We start from the raw sequence: 16,318 nt of genomic DNA on the forward strand, positions 1-16,318 counted from the left end.
GGCCACACCACCCAGGCGGCAAACACAAGCGATGGCGTATGGCCGGCATGGCGGTGCTAGAATGCGCCGTTTCGCGCACGCCCATCGAGATTTTCCGGGCGCCCGCGCGGCGCCTGCGCATCACACATCCCGGCCTACAAGAGTGCCCCATGTCCGCCAGCTCCGATCGTCGCTCCTCCCGAGCATCACTGCCCCGCCCGGGGCTGATTACGCAGATTCTCATCGGCATCGTCGCCGGCACGCTGCTGGCACTCTGGGCGCCAGGCGTCGCGCAGTCCTTTGCCCTGCTCGGTGATCTTTTCATCAACGCATTGAAGGCGATCGCGCCGATTCTGGTCTTCGTGCTGGTAATGGCAGCGATCGCCGCCCATCAGCGCGGTCGGCCGACGCAGGTCCATGGTGTACTCGGGCTCTATCTGGTCGGCACCCTGGTGGCCGCGCTGGTGGCGGTCGTGGCAAGCTTTGCCTTCCCGACGACGCTTGCGATCGACGCCCCGCCCGCCGACGGCGCGCCGCCCTCGGACATCCTCGAGGTGCTGCGCAATCTTGCCCTCAGCGCCGTCGACAACCCGGTCAACGCGCTGGTAGAGGCCAACTTTATCGGCATTCTTGCCTGGGCGGTGGGCCTGGGCCTGCTGCTGCGCAAGGCGGGCGACACCACCCGCAACGCGCTGGGCGATCTGTCGGATGCGGTATCGGGGCTGGTGCGCTTTATTATCCGTTTCGCCCCGCTGGGCATCTTCGGTCTGGTGGCCAACACGCTCGCCGAGACGGGCCTTGGGGAGCTTGCCAACTACGCTCATCTGCTCGGCGTGCTGCTCGGCTGCATGGCGTTCGTGGCGCTGGTGACCAACCCGCTGATCGTGTTCGCCTATACCCGCCAAAACCCTTATCCGCTGGTTTTCGCCTGCCTGCGCGGCAGCGCCATCACCGCCTTTTTTACCCGCAGCAGCGCGGCCAACATCCCCGTCAATCTGGCCCTGTGCGAGCGACTGGAACTGCATCGCGACACCTACTCGGTGTCGATCCCGCTGGGCGCGACGATCAACATGTCTGGTGCGGCGATCACCATTACCGTGATGACACTGGCCGCGACCAATACGCTCGGTCTGGGCGTTGATTTCCTGACGGCGTTTCTGCTCTGCGTGGTCTCGGCGCTGGCCGCCTGCGGCGTTTCCGGCGTGGCCGGCGGCTCGCTGCTGTTGATTCCGATGGCGGCAAGCCTGTTCGGCATCTCCGCCGATGTTGCAATGCAGATTGTCGCCGTTGGCTTTGTCATCAGCGTACTGCAGGACTCCACGGAGACCGCGCTCAACTCCTCGACCGACGTGCTCTTCACCGCCGCCGCCTGTCGCTCCCCGGGGGCCAAACGGCGTCTGGGCGAAGAAACCCGCAACGAGACGACGGCCTGACACCAGGGCCCGGGCGGCGCCGAGCCAGAGACCGGAAGGCGTACCAGCGCACTTCCGGACTCTGGACATCGATCGCATCAGGTCCTTTCAGGCTGCCCGGGCGGCAGCTCTGCCCTCCTGAATTCAGCCTTCCGCCTCATGGCGGTCTCACTCCGGTGTCGGGCTACACTGGTAGCCTGACTTCCTTCGAGTGAGATAACGCCATGCAGACGTTTCTTCCACCGATCGGCTTTGGCCTTGACGAGCTCAGTGATGACCAGGTCGCCGAACTGATCCCCGCCGCCTGGCACGCCGGATTTCGCGCTTTTGACACCGCTCAGCTGTACGGCAATGAGGCCGCGCTGGGACAGGCCGTTCAATCGCTTGGCGTCGCACGTGACGAGATATTCATTACCACCAAGGTGATGAATCGCCATTTCACCGAAGAGCGCTTTCTCGCCTCAATCACGGAAAGCCTTGATCGGTTGCAGCTCGAGTACGTGGATCTGCTGCTGGTGCACTGGCCCGGCCATGGCATGTCGATCGAGCGGCAGGTCGAGCTGTTGAATGAGGCACGCGACCGGGGCTGGACACGTCACATCGGGGTGAGCAACTACAACAGCGAGCAGCTGGCACGAGCCGTGGCGACCAGCCCGGCCCCCATCGCCACCAATCAGGTCGAGATTCACCCCTACCTTGATCAGTCTGTACTGCGCGCCTGCGCCCATGCGCTGGGCGTGCCGCTCACGGGCTTTTTCGTCATGGCGATGGGCGAGGTCGTCGGGGATGAAACGCTGGCCGCCATCGGCCGGCGCCACGGCAAGAGTGCCGCTCAGATAGCGCTTCGCTGGGTACACCAGCAGGGGGATATCGCCCTGACGCGCAGTACCCGGCCCGAGCGCATTCCCGGCAATATCGATATCTTCGATTTTGAGCTTTCAACCGAGGACATGCAGCAAATCCAGGCACTGGCCCGCCCCGGCAGTCGTCTTGTCAGCCCGGACAATCTGGCGCCGCGCTGGGACTGACAAGACAGGAGTAACGAGGCTGGCTCAACGTAAAACCCCCGGCACCAAAGGCGCCGGGGGTCGTTTTACATCATCTTGCCTGAGCGGTGCGATCAGACGTCGAAGCGGTCGTGCATCATCACCTTGTTCCAGGCGGCAGCGAAGTCACGGACGAGCTTTTCGTGACCGCCCTTTTGCGCGTAGAACTCGCTGAGCTGGCGCAGCTGGGAGTTGGCGCCAAAGATCAGGTCGCAGCGGGTGGCCTTGAAGCGGGTCTGGCCGCTGGCGCGATCGTTGAGCGTGAACTCCAGCCCCTGCTCGTCAATTTTTTTCCACTCGAACTCGGGAGAGGTCAGGTTGACGAAAAAGTCGTTGGTCAGCGTTCCCGGACGGTCGGTGAACACGCCGTGCTGGCGATGCGCGCCGTGGGCGTTGACATCGAGCACACGCAGGCCACCGACAAGTGCGGTCCACTCCGGCGCGGAGAGGCCCAGCAGCGCGGCGCGGTCGAGAAAGATCTGCTCCGGCGAGACGTTGTACTCGATGTCGCTGCGGTGGAAGTTGCGGAAACCGTCGGAGACCGGCTCGAGCCAGCGAAAGGTCTGCTCGTCGGTCTGCTCGGCGGTGGCGTCATTGCGCCCCGGTGTGAAGGGCACTTCGATACTGACGCCGGCATCCCTGGCTGCTTTTTCAACCGCAGCGCAGCCGCCCAGTACGATCAGGTCGGCCAGCGAGACCTTCTTGTTGCCGCTCTGGGCGCCGTCGAAGTCACGCTTGATGCCCTCCAGTACGCTGAGTACTTTCGAAAGATCGTCCGGGTTGTTGACCGGCCAGTCCTTCATGGGCGCCAGGCGAATGCGGGCGCCGTCGGCACCGCCGCGCTTGTCGGAGGTACGAAAGGTCGAGGCCGCACCCCAGGCCACGGCGGTCAGCTGAGAGACGCTGACGTCGGCGCCGAGAATCCTGTTTTTGAGATCGGCGATGTCGCCTGCGTTGACCAGATCAAACTCGACAGCGGGGATCGGGTCCTGCCACAGAAACTCTTCCTGCGGGACTTCCGGACCGAGATAGCGCGCCCGCGGGCCCATGTCGCGGTGGGTGAGCTTGTACCACGCTTTCGAGAAGGCGTCGGTGAAGTAGTCGAAATCGTTGAGGAACTTCTCGCAGATGGCGCGATAGGACGGGTCGACCTTCAGCGCGATGTCGGAGGTCATCATCATCAGCGGATGATCGACGCCGTCAAGGTGGGCATCCGGCGTGCGCGGGGCATTCTTGTCGACCGGCGTCCACTGCAGCGACCCGGCGGGGCTTCGGGTCTGCTCCCACTCGAAGTTGAACAGGTTTTCCAGATAGCTGTTGTCCCACTGGGTCGGGTCCTGTGTCCAGGAGCCTTCGATCCCGTTGGTCATGGTGTCTTCGGCGTTGCCCTTGCCGCGCGGGTTGTGCCAGCCCAGGCCCTGGGCTTCCATCGGCGCGCCTTCCGGAGCAAAGCCGATCTGGTCCGGTGGGGTCATGCCGTGCGACTTGCCAAAGGCGTGACCGCCGGCAATCAGGGCCACGGTCTCTTCGTCGTTCATCGCCATGCGGCCGAAGGTAATGCGGATATCGGCGGCGGAATCTTCCGGGACACCCTTTTTGGCCGAGCCTTCCGGGTCAACGTAGATCAGGTTGGAATTCGACGCTGCCAGCGGCGCTTCAAGATCGTAGTTGTCGTCGCCGGCTTCACCGGTCCAGCGCAGGTCGCGATTGACCATCTGATCCGGGTGACCTTCAAACGGACCGTGGGGCGCGTCCTCGATCTTCTTGCCGTACCAGGATTCCGGGCCCCAGTAGGTGAGGTTGTCCGGCTCCCAGGCATCGATGCGCCCGCCGGCGAAACCGAAGGTCGGGAAGTTCATGATTTCCAGCGAACAGTTGCCGGTCAGCACGATCAGGTCCGCCCAGGAAATGGCGTCGCCGTACTTCTGCTTGATCGGCCACAAAAGGCGGCGGGATTTATCGACGTTGCCGTTGTCCCACCAGCTGTTGATCGGGGCGAAGCGCTGCATGGCTTCCCCGGCCCCGCCGCGCCCGTCGGCAATACGGTAGGTGCCGGCGGAGTGCCACGCCATGCGAATCATCTGCGGGCCGTAGTTGCCGTAATCCGACGGCCACCAGTCCTGCGATGAGGTCAAAAGCGCCTTGATCTCTTTTTTGATCTCGGCCAGATCCAGCCGGCTGAAGGCCCGGGCGTAGTCAAAGTCGTCGTCGTGGGGATTGGCCTCACGCGGGTTCTGGTGCAGCAGCTCGACCTTGAGGCGGTTGGGCCACCAGTGGTCGGTGGTCGGCTCGGAGCCGGCGACACCGCCCACCGAATCGCCAGCGAAAGGGCATTTGCCGGTGATTTTGATCTCTTCGCTCATGCTGTCCGTCCTTTCCTTGTTGATTCGACTTGCGCTACAGCCTCATCGGCACGACATGATCATGGCCAATCGATGTGACGCGGGCGTTATCACCTGCGGCAGAGCCCTGCAGCCTGAATATAAACATAGGTTAACCCTGACAGGGCGTGGGCCTTTTACGATGATTTCTGCCTAACACGCCCTTTGGCGCAATTTATTGTGCGCTTTCATGCAGCAACGATTACGGCCTGCATGCGTTCGGAAGGCGCCGGCCCGGGCCTGCCCTGTCGGAATTTCCGGCACAGGCGATCTCAATTTAATTCGCGTTTCGCCGATAGCATGGCCAGAAACGCGACACTGCGTCGTGCCTTCCTATCCGCTGAGCAGGCCTTTTCGATGGACAGTTCCGAGCCGGACACAGCATCGCAGATCGAGGTCCGTGATACCGAGCATATCGCCGGCGTCGTGGACGCCTTGAGCTACTACACCCATGCGCTGTCGATCAGCGTGGGGGCATCGTCGGCCGTGTATCCGGTTACGCTCCATCGCATCGATCAAAAGCGTCAGACCCTGTCACTGTCGCTGCTGGATGCCCAGAGTATCGAGGCCGGCGAGCTGGTGAACCAGCCGCTGACGCTCAGGGCCGAGGAGGACACGCAGGCGCTGCGCTTTGAACAGCTTGTTGCCCTTGAGGTTGTGCGCGAGGAGGATCGGCTCAGAATCGAATGTTCGCTGCCGAAAGTGTTGCATACCACCTCCAAGCGCAACGACCGACGCGTCACGCTGCTCAATGCCATGCGAGCCGGACTGAGTATCAGCCTGTACGAAAACGAAGCGCCCATCACCGGGCGGCTGCGCAACCTCTCGATAGGCGGGGCCCTGCTGGAAGTGGCGCTGGCCAACAGCGCACCGCTCAGGGTGGATGAGTTCATCGCCCAACTGGTGATCTCGTTTCCCAACGGCGAGACCTTCAGCACGATGGCCCACATTCGCCACGTGAACCCGGCCGGGCGGTCGCGGTTTGCCGCCATCGGCGTGAGCTTTATCAATACCGACCCGGCCCACGAGCAGCGCCTGACCTATCTGGTCAACGAGACCGAACGGGAGGTGGTCTATCGCAACGGGGAAGGCGGTCGCATGAGCTTTCCCTCGCCGCTTTATTCTTCCAACGAGCCGGGCTATCAGCGTAACGCGAAGCGAGTTCATAAGAAGTCCGAAGAGACGCCCATGGTGGCGGCCCTGCTCGAGGTCACCCGTCAGCTGCATATCTTTTTACTGGCGCTGCAAAATCGCCGCACGCCGCCCTCAAGGTGCGTGCTCCACAGTGCCGACATTTTGCTGCGCCTGCTGGAAAAGCATCGCCAGAACCTTTTTTACGCCCTGCACTGTCTCAATGATGAGCCGGCCTGGGTCCAGCACTCGCTGAACGTGGCCGTCCGGCTGGGGGATCTGGTGTTGAGCGAGCCCGAATACGCTCACAAGGCACGTGAAGTGGTGGTGGCCGCCCTGTTGCACGACATGGGCAAGATGATGCTGGTCGACGACAGCCTGCCCTCGATCGAGGGTCAGCTCGCCCCCCGCCAGCGTGACCATCTTCGAAGCCACGTGGCCGTACTGCTGGAGGCGCTCGAGGACACCGACTGGCTGACGCCGATCATGCGTGATGAGGTGATCGAGTGCATCAACGAACGCCTGGACGGCAGCGGCTACCCGAAGGAACTCAAGGGGGAGGCGCTCTCGGCGATCGCGCGCATGGCGGGAGTGGTCGACACCGTCGATGCCATGACGCGCACCCGCGGTGACCGGCCGGGCAAGACAGCCATCGAGGCCTACCGCTATCTCTATCACCGCCCGGAGTGCTTCGACAAGTACTGGGTGACGCGCTATATCCAGCGCCACGGCTTCTACCCGATCGGCAGTCTGGTGAAGTTTTCCGGCGGCTATCTGGCCTGGGTCATGGAGCTTGATGGCAGCGGTCAGCCTCAGCGCGTGCGCGTGGTGCGAAGCCTCAGCCGTGAAGGGCGCACCATGAACGATATCCTCAGCCGGGTCGATTTTGCCCAGCTGGGCACGCTGGAGGCGCTGATGCGCCCCGAAGGCTTTGGCCTGGTGCCCTACTGAGGCGGTCCGCCGCGCTCCAGCGGCACCGGCGGCGTCAGGGGCTGGGCGAGGAATCGATCGCGCAGCCAGCTGCCGGCCACCCCCAGCCCGCGATTGGCATGCCAGCCCAGCTCCAGTGCCACCCAGCGCTCCAGTGCCGGCGCGGTGAGCGTGACCAGTGACGGGCGAGCAGGTGAGGCCGCGATCACGTGATCGGACATCAGTGTCCAGCCGACCCCGTGCTTGACCAGCTCCAGCATCACGAAATGGCTTTCCACCCACCACACATCCGAGCCGATACGCTCGGCCAGCCGCGAGCCGGGCTGGCCGCGCGTGGCGACGATCAGCTGGCGATGCTGTCGCAGCTCCTCCGGCGTCACATCCGTTTCACCGGCCAGCGGATGGGACCGGGCGCACACCAGCCGCAGCGGCACGCGCCCGAGCGGACGGGTCTCAAGCGCCGGGAACAGGGGCTGGGGTCGACAGATCACGCCCAGATCGGCCTGCCCGGATTCCAGCATGCGCCCGACATCTTCCAGCAGCGGGAAGTGCATCTCGACTTCCACGCTCGGATACTGCTGGGCGAAATCCTGCATCAAAGCGCCGATCAGGTGCTCGGGGTAGAATTCATCGATGGCCAGGCTCAGCCGCGGCTCGATATGGGCTTCCAGCCGGCGCGCCACGCCCAGAAAGCGCTCGCGCCGGGCCAGCACGCCTTTCGCCTCTTCCACCATGCGCACGCCGCTTTCGGTGAGCACCGGCAATCGGGCGCTGCGATCAAACAGCGCCAGGCCCAGATCCAGCTCCAGATTGGCCACATGGGTGCTGACCAGCGACTGCGCCTTGCCAAGGCGCCGGGCGGCGGCCGAAAAGGAGCCAGTCTCGGCAGTCGCGACCAGCGCATTGAGCTGTTCAAGCGTCGGTGTCATTCAAAAGCTCTACAGGACAAAAAAGCGTTCACGATAGATCCATCTGTCAAACAGATGGATTCCAACTTGGGTTGGGCACTTTCATGAATGATAGTGCGCCACAACATTTCCCGGAAGCTCGACACCATGCGCACTACCCTTGATCGCATTCGCCACACGCTGATGTTTGAAATCGTCGGCCTTTTGATCGTCATCCCGCTGGGCCATCTGCTCTTCTCGCTGGACACGACCCATATGGGCATGGTCGTCATCATCAGTGCCGTGGTCGCCACAATCTGGAACTACGTCTACAACCTGGGGGTGGATCACGCCCTCAAGCGCCTGCGCGGCCATGTGCACAAGACCGTGATCATGCGCGTGGTGCATGCCATCTGCTTTGAGCTGGGCCTGATCTGCGTATTGCTGCCGCTGATCGCGCTCTATCTGGGCCAGACGCTGGGTCAGGCCGCCCCGCTGGTCACCTCGCTGGCACTGTTTTATGTGGTGTATGCCTTTGTTTTCAACTGGATCTACGACGTGGTCTTCCCGATTCCGGACAGTGCCGGGCGCGCTGAGACGCCGACGACGCCAACCTGAGCCGTCGCCAGCGGTTGGCGCCGGACAGGGATGATTGACGAAAATGTTATAAAGTAACAATATTGGGCGTCGGCGCCGGCCGCCCACTGTTTCCTTCAGGCAATGACATGTCCTATCTCGACACTCCATCGACGCTTGCACGACGCATTCCCGTGACTCTCCTGACCGGGTTTCTGGGCAGCGGCAAGACCACCCTGCTCAACCATCTCGTACAGCAGCCCGCCATGTCGCGCGCGCTGGTCATCATCAACGAGTTCGGCGAGATCGGGCTGGATCACGAGCTTTTTTCCGCCAGCACCGACGGCGAACAGATCGAGCTGAGCAACGGCTGTATCTGCTGCTCGATTCGCACCGACCTGGCCCGTACGCTCCGGGACGCGGTATGGCGCTTTTCCCGCGAGGGGCAGCGCCAGTTCGACCGTCTGATCATCGAGACCACAGGGCTGGCCGACCCGGCGCCCATCGTGCATACCCTGATGACCGAGGCAAAAGTCGCGCGCCACTACGCCCTTGATGGCATTGTCACCGTCATGGACGCCGCCAGCGGCAGCACGACGCTGGATCGCCACGAGGAAGCGCTGCGTCAGGCCGCCATGGCGGATATGTTGCTGATCACCAAGCAGGACGTGGCCGATGAAGATCAGCTCAACGCGCTGCGCCAGCGTCTGGCGGTGATCAACCCGGGCGCCACCCAGCAGCTGCTCGATCACGGCCATATCGAGGCCGATGCCCTGCTGGGCCTGGGACCGGAGGACATGGAAGCGCGCAGCGACGACATCAAGCGCTGGCTGGGCCAGGCCGCAGAACAGGACCCGGCGGCGCATTCGCCCACGCTCTCTCCGGGTGCGATGTTTGCCCGAGTCGACAGCGCCGAGGTGCACGCCGGCATGACGCCTGCCGCGCCCGTCCCCGACCCCAACCGCCACGACGATCACATCCGCGCGCATTGCTTCGTGTTCGAACGCCCCATTAAAGCCGCGCGGCTGGAGGCGTGGCTATCGCTGATCACCAGCCTCATGGGCCACGACATGCTGCGCATCAAGGGCATGCTCGATATCGAGGGCCGTGACCGCCCGCTGGTGATTCACGGGGTGCAGCATCTGTTTCATCCGCCGGTCGAGCTTGAAGCGTGGCCGGGCGGCGTGCGCTTGTCACGGCTGGTGTTCATTACCCGCGACATTCCGCGCGAAACCCTGGCCACCACTCTGGAAGACTTTCTCGACGCCTGAGGCACCATCACCGACAGGCCCGCCAGATACCGCGTGACGGGCCTGTTCGGATGTCAGTCCTGCCTGTTAGCGTTACGATATATCATTGCGAGACAACGCCATGACCACACCAGCTTCAGACACCCGGCTCCCGGTCACCATCCTTTCCGGCTTTCTGGGCGCGGGCAAGACCACCCTGCTCAACCGGCTTCTGGCCAACCGTGAGGGCCGCCGGGTGGCGGTGATCGTCAACGACATGTCGGAGGTCAATATCGATGCCGACCTGGTTCGCGGCGGTGACAGCCACCTGTCGCACACCGAAGAGCGCCTGGTGGAGATGACCAACGGCTGCATCTGCTGCACCCTGCGCGGCGATCTGATCAAGGAAGTCAGCCGCCTGGCATGCGAGGGCCGCTATGACGCGCTGGTGATCGAATCCACCGGCATTTCGGAGCCGCTGCCGGTGGCGACCACGTTCGAGTTTCGCGACGAGGCCGGCTTTTCACTTTCTGATGTGGCCCGGATTGACGCCTTGATCACGGTGGTCGATGCCGCCAGCCTGCTCAGGGACTACGCCTCGACCGAGTTTCTCAAGGACCGCGGCGAGATCAACGGCGAGGCGGATGCCCGCACGCTGGTGGATCTGATGGTCGATCAGATCGAATTCGCCGATCGCATCATCCTCAACAAGATCAGTGACACAGCGCCTGCCACGCAGATCGCGGTGCGCGAGATCCTTCAAAGTCTCAACGCCGGCGCCGATGTCATAGAAACCGACTACGCCGAGGTGGCCATCGAAACGCTGCTCGATACCCGGCTTTATGACCCCGAGCGCTCGCGCCAGCACCCGCTGTGGTATCGCGAACTCAACGATTTCGACAGCCACGTGCCGGAAACCGAGGAGTACGGCATCAAAAGCTTCGTGTTCCGCGCCCGGCGCCCCTTTGATCCGCAGCGTCTGGATGATTTCATCAAGGACGGCGACTGCTGGGCGGGCGTGGTCCGCGCCAAGGGGTTGTTCTGGCTCGCCACCCGCCCGGATCATGTGGCCGTGATGAGCCAAGCCGGCGCCTTTATTCGCACCGAGCGCTACGGCTACTGGTGGGCCGGCATGCCGAAATCACGCTGGCCGGATGACCCGCAGTGGCGCGACGCCATGGCAAGCTACTGGGACGCGCAGTACGGCGACCGCCGTAACGAGCTGGTCTTTGTCGGTCAGCACATGGACGAGCACGCCATCCGCTCGGCGCTGGAGAACTGCCTGATCGACCTGCCGCTCGACAGGCCGATGCCTGAAGCCACCGCCGGGCTGCGCGACCCCTTCCCCGCATGGGCCTGAGACGCCCTGCCTTGCTCGCACACGCAGCACCGCTCGTGTGCGGGCAGGCAGATCAGCCGTGGCCGGGCGGGAGGGTACCGAACCAGGCCACCAGCGCGACCACGCCGAGCAGCACGGCGATTTCCACCATGGACACCCGGCGCAACAAAAACAGGGCGCCTGCATCCCGGGAAAGCCGGGGCACCAGTCGATAGCGATTGAACACGGCCATCATGATCAAAAGCCCCACCAGCGCTACCTTGAGCCACAGCGCGCGCTGATAGAGCACGTCACCATCGAGCGGCAGTGCGCCGACCAACAGCCAGGTGTTCATGATGCCTGTCAGCACAACCCCCGCCACCGCCAGATGCCCGACGCTGGAAAAGCGGATCAGCGCCTGAATGGCTGCCGGGCGCATTGACGGCTGACTCAACTGCCCCAGCAGCAGTACCACCGGCGCCAGCGCCCCCAGCCAGAAGCCGCCGGTAAGCAGATGGCACCAGTCGTTGAGGCGATGCAGTATGCCGACCGCGCCGTCGTGCATGGCGGTATGGCCCGAGACGGTGAGCGTGGCCAGCATCAGCGCCGAGGCGATGCCGACACTCGCCGGCCGCTGATGCGCGGGCACGATAAGCACCACCGCCAGCGTCACGGTGGATGCCAGCTGCCAGATCCAGGCGCTGCCCACCACGGTTTTGGTGGCCACCAGCATCAGCATGTGCCTATCGAGTGCGTCTTCCCAGCCGCCGCCGATCGAGGCAGTCAGCGTCGGCAGCGCCGCCAGAGTAGCAAGCCCGGCCAGTATCGATGCTCCAGCGCCCCATGGGCGCAGCCGCTGCCAGAGCAGTTCGCGCAGCGCCTGATCATTGATCAGCAGCAGACAGGCACTCCCGCCCCAGAGCAGGAGTGCGGCCACGTTAAAGACAAGCCGACCGGCCAGCAGCGCCGTGGCCGGCTCGATCACGGCGAAACGTCAAAGCGGTACTGTCCCTGCGTCTTGTGACCATCGACCGAGAGCACGTGCCAGTGAACATCGTAGCTGCCGCGCTCCAGCGACTCCCCGATCGGGACCACCAGCGTCCGGCCGCCATCCTGAAGCCGGGCCTCATCGAGGGTGACCGAATCGCCGCTGGTGCCCACAACGTCAATCTCGCTGAAGGCCAGCTCAAGGCCTTCGCTGAAGGTCAGGCGGATCTCGTGCGGGTCAGAAACGCTCGCCTTTTCACCGGGCGTGGCGTCCTTGAGGTGGGCATGGGCCAGCGCCTGAGTGCTGCCCAGCAGTGCGGCCAGAAACAGGGGGGCCATCCAGCGCAGAGCGGTTTTCATCATTGTCTCCAGTCACGGGGCCTGCCGGGCAGGCTGAAATGAACGGGCAGTCGCCGTGCGGCTGCCCTTGCAGGCCCATTGTCGCTGCAATGCCCGGCCGGGCAAAGTGACCGACTGCCTCAGTAGTAGTCATCCAGTGAGGCGTTGACGTTGAGCTCGGCAAGGCTTGCCGTGTTGGGCATGTCGAGCGCCATCGCCACCAGCCGGGCCAGGTCCTCGGGTTGCGTCATCTGCTCGGGCGGAATGTTGCCGACCGACTCGCCCATATCGGTGGCCACCAGCCCCGGACACAGCGCCGTGGCGCGCACGCCGTCCTCCCAGCCCTCCTTGCGCAGCGCATGCGACAGCGCAAGGGCGGCAAACTTGCTCATCGAGTAGAGCCCGGAGCGCGCGCTCTTGACCCGATGGCCGGACAGCGACACCACTGACACCACGCGCCCGGCGCCTGTGGCCTTCAGATGCGGCCAGGCCGCGCGGGCCAGTCGCAGCGGCGCCTTGACGTTGATGTCGAAAATCGCGTCGATATCGGCGTCCTCGGCCTCGATCACCGTTTTGGGGATCATGATGCCGGCGTTGTTGATCAACGCATCCAGACGCCCGAAGCGCGCCACCGTGGCATCGACCCAGGCCTGGTCGAAGGCATCGGTGGCCGCATCGTAGGGATGGACCAACACCTGCTCGCCGGTCAGCGTCGGGTCGATCTCATCGGGCCGGCGCACGCCCAGACTCAGCTGCCAGCCATTTTGCTTGAGATGCCGGGCAATCGCGGCACCGATGCCGCGATTGGCCCCCGATATCATCGCCACGCGGGGCGACTGGTTTTCGTCATTCATCGATGGGCACTCCGGCATCAGACGTTTTGTTTGGCCACGTGGCGGGCAATCGCGCCGGGCGTGGTCCACCAGACGCCCTCGGCCTCGCGATGACCGGCCAGATCACCAAGCACCTTGCGCAGCAGCCGCAGCCGGAAGGGCTGACCGGTCAGCCAGGGGTGCAGGGCAATGCCCATGACCAGCGGCTGGTGGCGAGACTGCTCGAGCAGCTCGAAAAACTGATCGCGCATCATGGTGGCAAACTCGTTCATGCTGACCCGATGCGTCGAGATGGTCGGAATGTCGTTCAATTCCTGCGGATAGGGAATCGACAGCAGGCTGCCGTGACGGGTGCGCATGGCTGTAGGGCGGTCATCGTGTGACCAGTTGAGCGTGTAGGCGAACCCGGCCTCCTGCAAAAGATCCGGGGTGCGCTCGCTTTCCGAAATCCAGGGCGAGAGCCAGCCCTCGGGCGCCTTGCCGAAGTGGTTCGCCAGACGCTCACGACAGCGATGGATCAGCGCGGCTTCATCACTGAGAGAGAGCTGCCCCTGGCGCTCGGCGTTGGTATGGCCGTGGCCGATCAGCTCGTCGCCGCGGGCCATGAAGGCCTCCAGCAGCTCGGGGCAGTGATCAAGAATCGAGGTATTGGCGATCACACCGGCCGGCAGCGACAGTGCCTCGAGCATCTCCAGAAAGCGCCATGCCCCCACCCGGTTGCCGTATTCGCGCCAGGCGTAGTTGAGCACATCCGGCTCGCCTTCCGGTGCCGGCGGCGCAATACCCGGGCCGCGCCCCTCGCCAAAGGCGAAATGTTCCAGATTGACGCCCACATAGACGGCCAGACGCGTATCGCCGGGCCAGCGAAAGTCGTCGCGGTCGGTGATCGGGCGATAGGCAAAGCGCTCGTGATGGCGCAGGTTGTTCAGTGTCATGCAACGCTCCTGTCGATGAAAATGGTTCCACGGCGCGACGGCCCGGCCCCTGCTTGAACATTAAAAAGCCGGCGCCCTGTCGGGCGCCGGCACGGCAAGGAGAGCGGACACCTCAGGCCGATTGCACGGCCGGAATGTTGTCCATCAGCTTCTCCTTGAAGATCGGCAGGTCCCGGACGCGCTTACCGGTGGCGTGATACACCGCGTTGGCCACCGCCGCGGCCATGCCGGTAATCCCGATTTCGCCGATCCCGCGGGCACCGAATTCGTTGAATTCGAGATCAGGATAGTCGAGCAGAATCACATCGACCTCCGGCGGCTGATCGGCATGCACCGGCACCACGTACTCGGCATAGTCGTTGTTCACCGGCCGGGCGTTACGCGCGTCATATTCGGTGGCCTCGAAATGCGCCATGCCAAGGCCCATGACGATCGCCCCCTCGACCTGGTTGCGCGCCGTCATCGAGTTGATCACGCGCCCGACATCGATGGCGCTGACCACGCGGGCAACGCGCAGACTCGAGATACCCGGGTCCCAGCGCACCTCGACAAAGTGTGCGCCAAACGAGCGATAGGAGTAGCGATCATCGGCGCCCTGGGTGTGGGCGTGACCGTCGGCGCTGGCCAGCTTCTGGCCCTTGAGCACGTCGACGTAGTTCACGCGTTGCCCGTTGTGCGTGAGCTGACCGTCCTCGAATTCGAGGCTGTCGCTGTCGGCGTCGGAAAAATCGCCCTTGTCGCTGGTGGCGTAGCCCTTGAGCTCCTCGATCGCCTCGCGCGTGGCGGCGGCCACCGCCGGCAGCGTGGTGGCCGTGACCCAGGAGCCCCCGGAGACCGGGCCTTCCGGATAGCTGGTATCCCCCAGCCGCACGGTAATTTTCTCCAGCGGCAGGCCGGTAAGATCGCTGACCGCCTGGGCAATGATGGTGTAGGTGCCGGTGCCGATGTCCTGGGTGGCACAGGTGACATAGGCCGTGCCGTCAGCGCGCAGGGAGACCCGCGCTTCGCACTCGCGCTTGATCGCCTCCCAGTTGCACGCCGCCATGCCGTAGCCGACGATCTCGTGACCGTCTCGCATCGAGCCGACTTCCGGGTTGCGATCATGCCAGCCGAATGTCTCGGCGGCCTTTTCCGTGGCCTCGCGAATGTGGTTGCTGGAAAAGTCCAGATCCTGGCTTTCGTCCCGGTCGGCGTAGTTGTTCATGCGAAACTCGAGCGGATCGACCCCGGCGGCATGCGCCATCTCATCGATCGCCGACTCCAGCGCAAACAGCCCCGGTGCCGCGCCCGGGGCGCGCATCGAAGTGGGCGTGCCGCGATTGACCTGTGTGGTGTCGTGGCTGACCGTCAGGTTCGGGCAGGAATAGAGGCTTTTGGTCACGCTGCCGCAGGTTTCGACGTACTGATCGGTAAACGAGGTCGTGTTGATCGATTCGTGACGCAGCGATACCAGTCGGCCGTTGTCGTCAGTGGCCAGGCGCAGGCGCTGGCGCGTTTCCGGGCGATGGCCGGTGGTGGTGAACATCTGCTGGCGCGGCACCACCAGCTGCACCGGGCGGCCGGTTTCGCGCGCCGCGGCAGACGCTGCCACCGCGTGCGGCCACATCCAGAGCTTGGCGCCAAAGCCCGAGCCGATAAACGGCGATTCGACCCGGACATGCCCCTGGGGAATGCCGAAGATTTTCGCCAGCGCGTTGCGCTGCTGTACCACCCCCTGGGAGGACTCAACAATGGTCAGGCGATCGCCCTCCCAGCTCGCCACGGAGGCGTGCATCTCCATCGGGTTGTGGGTTTCGACCGGTGTGGTGTAGGTCACATCGATGCTGTGGGCGGCGCCGTCGAAGTTTGCCGGTGCGTCACCCCGCTCGTGATTGCCGCTGCCGGATGTCGTGCCGTGGGCCTTCACACCCTGATCCAGATTGGCGATGGCGTCATCGCGTTGGTAGCTGACCTCTACCTTTCGTGCCGCGGCGCGGGCGTTTTCAAAGGTGTCGGCCACCACCAGCGCCACGAACTGGCCCTCGTAGTGGACCTGGTTGTCCTCGAACGGCAGGCGGGTCTCTTCGACCTTGTTGCCCTGGGCCATGGAGGCCGGCGAGCGGTGCAGATCGGGAAAGTGATCGTGATGAAAGATATCGATCACCCCGGGGGACTGTCGCGCTGCGTCCAGGTCCAGCCCCGTGACACTGCCGCGGGCGATGGTGCTGAACACCCCGTAGCCATAGGCCATGTTGTCGGGGTGATGATCGGCGGCGTAGAGCGCGGTGCCGGTCACCTTGCGCTGGCCGTCGATACGCTTCGGACCGGCGCCAATAATGCTGTCACTCATGACGTG

Annotated in this window: 13 protein-coding genes; 6 read left to right on the top strand and 7 right to left on the bottom strand. The window is 64.0% G+C overall.

Annotated elements, in window-relative coordinates; translation table 11 throughout:
- Positions 1-149: 149 nt before the first annotated feature.
- A complete protein-coding gene (gene sstT / locus ACXMYO_RS11110) occupies positions 150-1,412 on the top strand; it encodes a serine/threonine transporter SstT (RefSeq protein WP_457808762.1) in 1,263 nt (420 codons plus the stop codon).
- Between the two features lie 203 nt (positions 1,413-1,615).
- The gene (locus tag ACXMYO_RS11115; RefSeq protein ID WP_457808763.1) at positions 1,616-2,419 is read left to right on the top strand and encodes an aldo/keto reductase; all 804 of its coding nucleotides are present in this window, start codon (positions 1,616-1,618) and stop codon (positions 2,417-2,419) included.
- 92 nt (positions 2,420-2,511) lie between these two features.
- Here the strand turns inward: ACXMYO_RS11115 and katG are convergent, their stop codons facing one another.
- Positions 2,512-4,800 (bottom strand): catalase/peroxidase HPI, encoded by a 2,289-nt coding sequence (gene katG / locus ACXMYO_RS11120; protein WP_457808764.1) that lies wholly within the window; start codon positions 4,798-4,800, stop codon positions 2,512-2,514.
- Positions 4,801-5,175: 375 nt separating this feature from the next.
- Here katG and ACXMYO_RS11125 point away from each other — a divergent pair, with 375 nt between their 5' ends.
- Positions 5,176-6,900, top strand: coding sequence for an HD domain-containing phosphohydrolase (locus ACXMYO_RS11125; RefSeq protein WP_457808765.1), 1,725 nt, complete (start codon positions 5,176-5,178; stop codon positions 6,898-6,900).
- Here the strand turns inward: ACXMYO_RS11125 and ACXMYO_RS11130 are convergent.
- Positions 6,894-7,808, bottom strand: a complete 915-nt coding sequence (locus ACXMYO_RS11130; protein WP_457808766.1) for a LysR family transcriptional regulator — start codon at positions 7,806-7,808, stop codon at positions 6,894-6,896. The two genes, ACXMYO_RS11125 and ACXMYO_RS11130, sit on opposite strands and share 7 nt — an antisense overlap.
- A 126-nt stretch (positions 7,809-7,934) precedes the next feature.
- Here ACXMYO_RS11130 and ACXMYO_RS11135 point away from each other — a divergent pair, with 126 nt between their 5' ends.
- The 3 genes from ACXMYO_RS11135 to ACXMYO_RS11145 all read left to right on the top strand — a co-directional run bounded on the left by ACXMYO_RS11135 (position 7,935) and on the right by ACXMYO_RS11145 (position 10,931).
- Positions 7,935-8,384 (top strand): PACE efflux transporter, encoded by a 450-nt coding sequence (locus ACXMYO_RS11135; RefSeq protein WP_457808767.1) that lies wholly within the window; start codon positions 7,935-7,937, stop codon positions 8,382-8,384.
- Positions 8,385-8,491: 107 nt separating this feature from the next.
- Positions 8,492-9,613, top strand: a complete 1,122-nt coding sequence (locus ACXMYO_RS11140) for a CobW family GTP-binding protein (RefSeq protein WP_457808768.1) — start codon at positions 8,492-8,494, stop codon at positions 9,611-9,613.
- 100 nt (positions 9,614-9,713) lie between these two features.
- A complete protein-coding gene (locus ACXMYO_RS11145; RefSeq protein ID WP_457808769.1) occupies positions 9,714-10,931 on the top strand; it encodes a GTP-binding protein in 1,218 nt (405 codons plus the stop codon).
- A 52-nt stretch (positions 10,932-10,983) separates the two neighbouring features.
- On the opposite strand, the gene copD is transcribed toward ACXMYO_RS11145, so the two are convergent.
- The 5 genes from copD to ACXMYO_RS11170 form a co-directional block, all read right to left on the bottom strand.
- Positions 10,984-11,874, bottom strand: a complete 891-nt coding sequence (copD, locus tag ACXMYO_RS11150) for a copper homeostasis membrane protein CopD (RefSeq protein WP_457808770.1) — start codon at positions 11,872-11,874, stop codon at positions 10,984-10,986.
- Positions 11,871-12,236 carry a copper homeostasis periplasmic binding protein CopC gene (copC, locus tag ACXMYO_RS11155; RefSeq protein WP_438764692.1) on the bottom strand — a complete coding sequence of 122 codons (366 nt, stop codon included), beginning with the start codon at positions 12,234-12,236 and terminating at the stop codon, positions 11,871-11,873. Before copC ends, copD begins: the two co-directional genes overlap by 4 nt.
- A gap of 119 nt (positions 12,237-12,355) precedes the next feature.
- On the bottom strand, positions 12,356-13,069 hold the full coding sequence (locus ACXMYO_RS11160; protein WP_457808771.1) for an SDR family NAD(P)-dependent oxidoreductase: 714 nt from the start codon (positions 13,067-13,069) through the stop codon (positions 12,356-12,358).
- Positions 13,070-13,086: 17 nt separating this feature from the next.
- The gene (locus ACXMYO_RS11165) at positions 13,087-13,983 is read right to left on the bottom strand and encodes a polysaccharide deacetylase family protein (protein ID WP_438764696.1); all 897 of its coding nucleotides are present in this window, start codon (positions 13,981-13,983) and stop codon (positions 13,087-13,089) included.
- Between the two features lie 112 nt (positions 13,984-14,095).
- The gene (locus ACXMYO_RS11170; RefSeq protein WP_457808772.1) at positions 14,096-16,312 is read right to left on the bottom strand and encodes a xanthine dehydrogenase family protein molybdopterin-binding subunit; all 2,217 of its coding nucleotides are present in this window, start codon (positions 16,310-16,312) and stop codon (positions 14,096-14,098) included.
- Positions 16,313-16,318 lie beyond the last annotated feature (6 nt).

Source organism: Kushneria sp. EE4 (genome assembly GCF_977968315.1).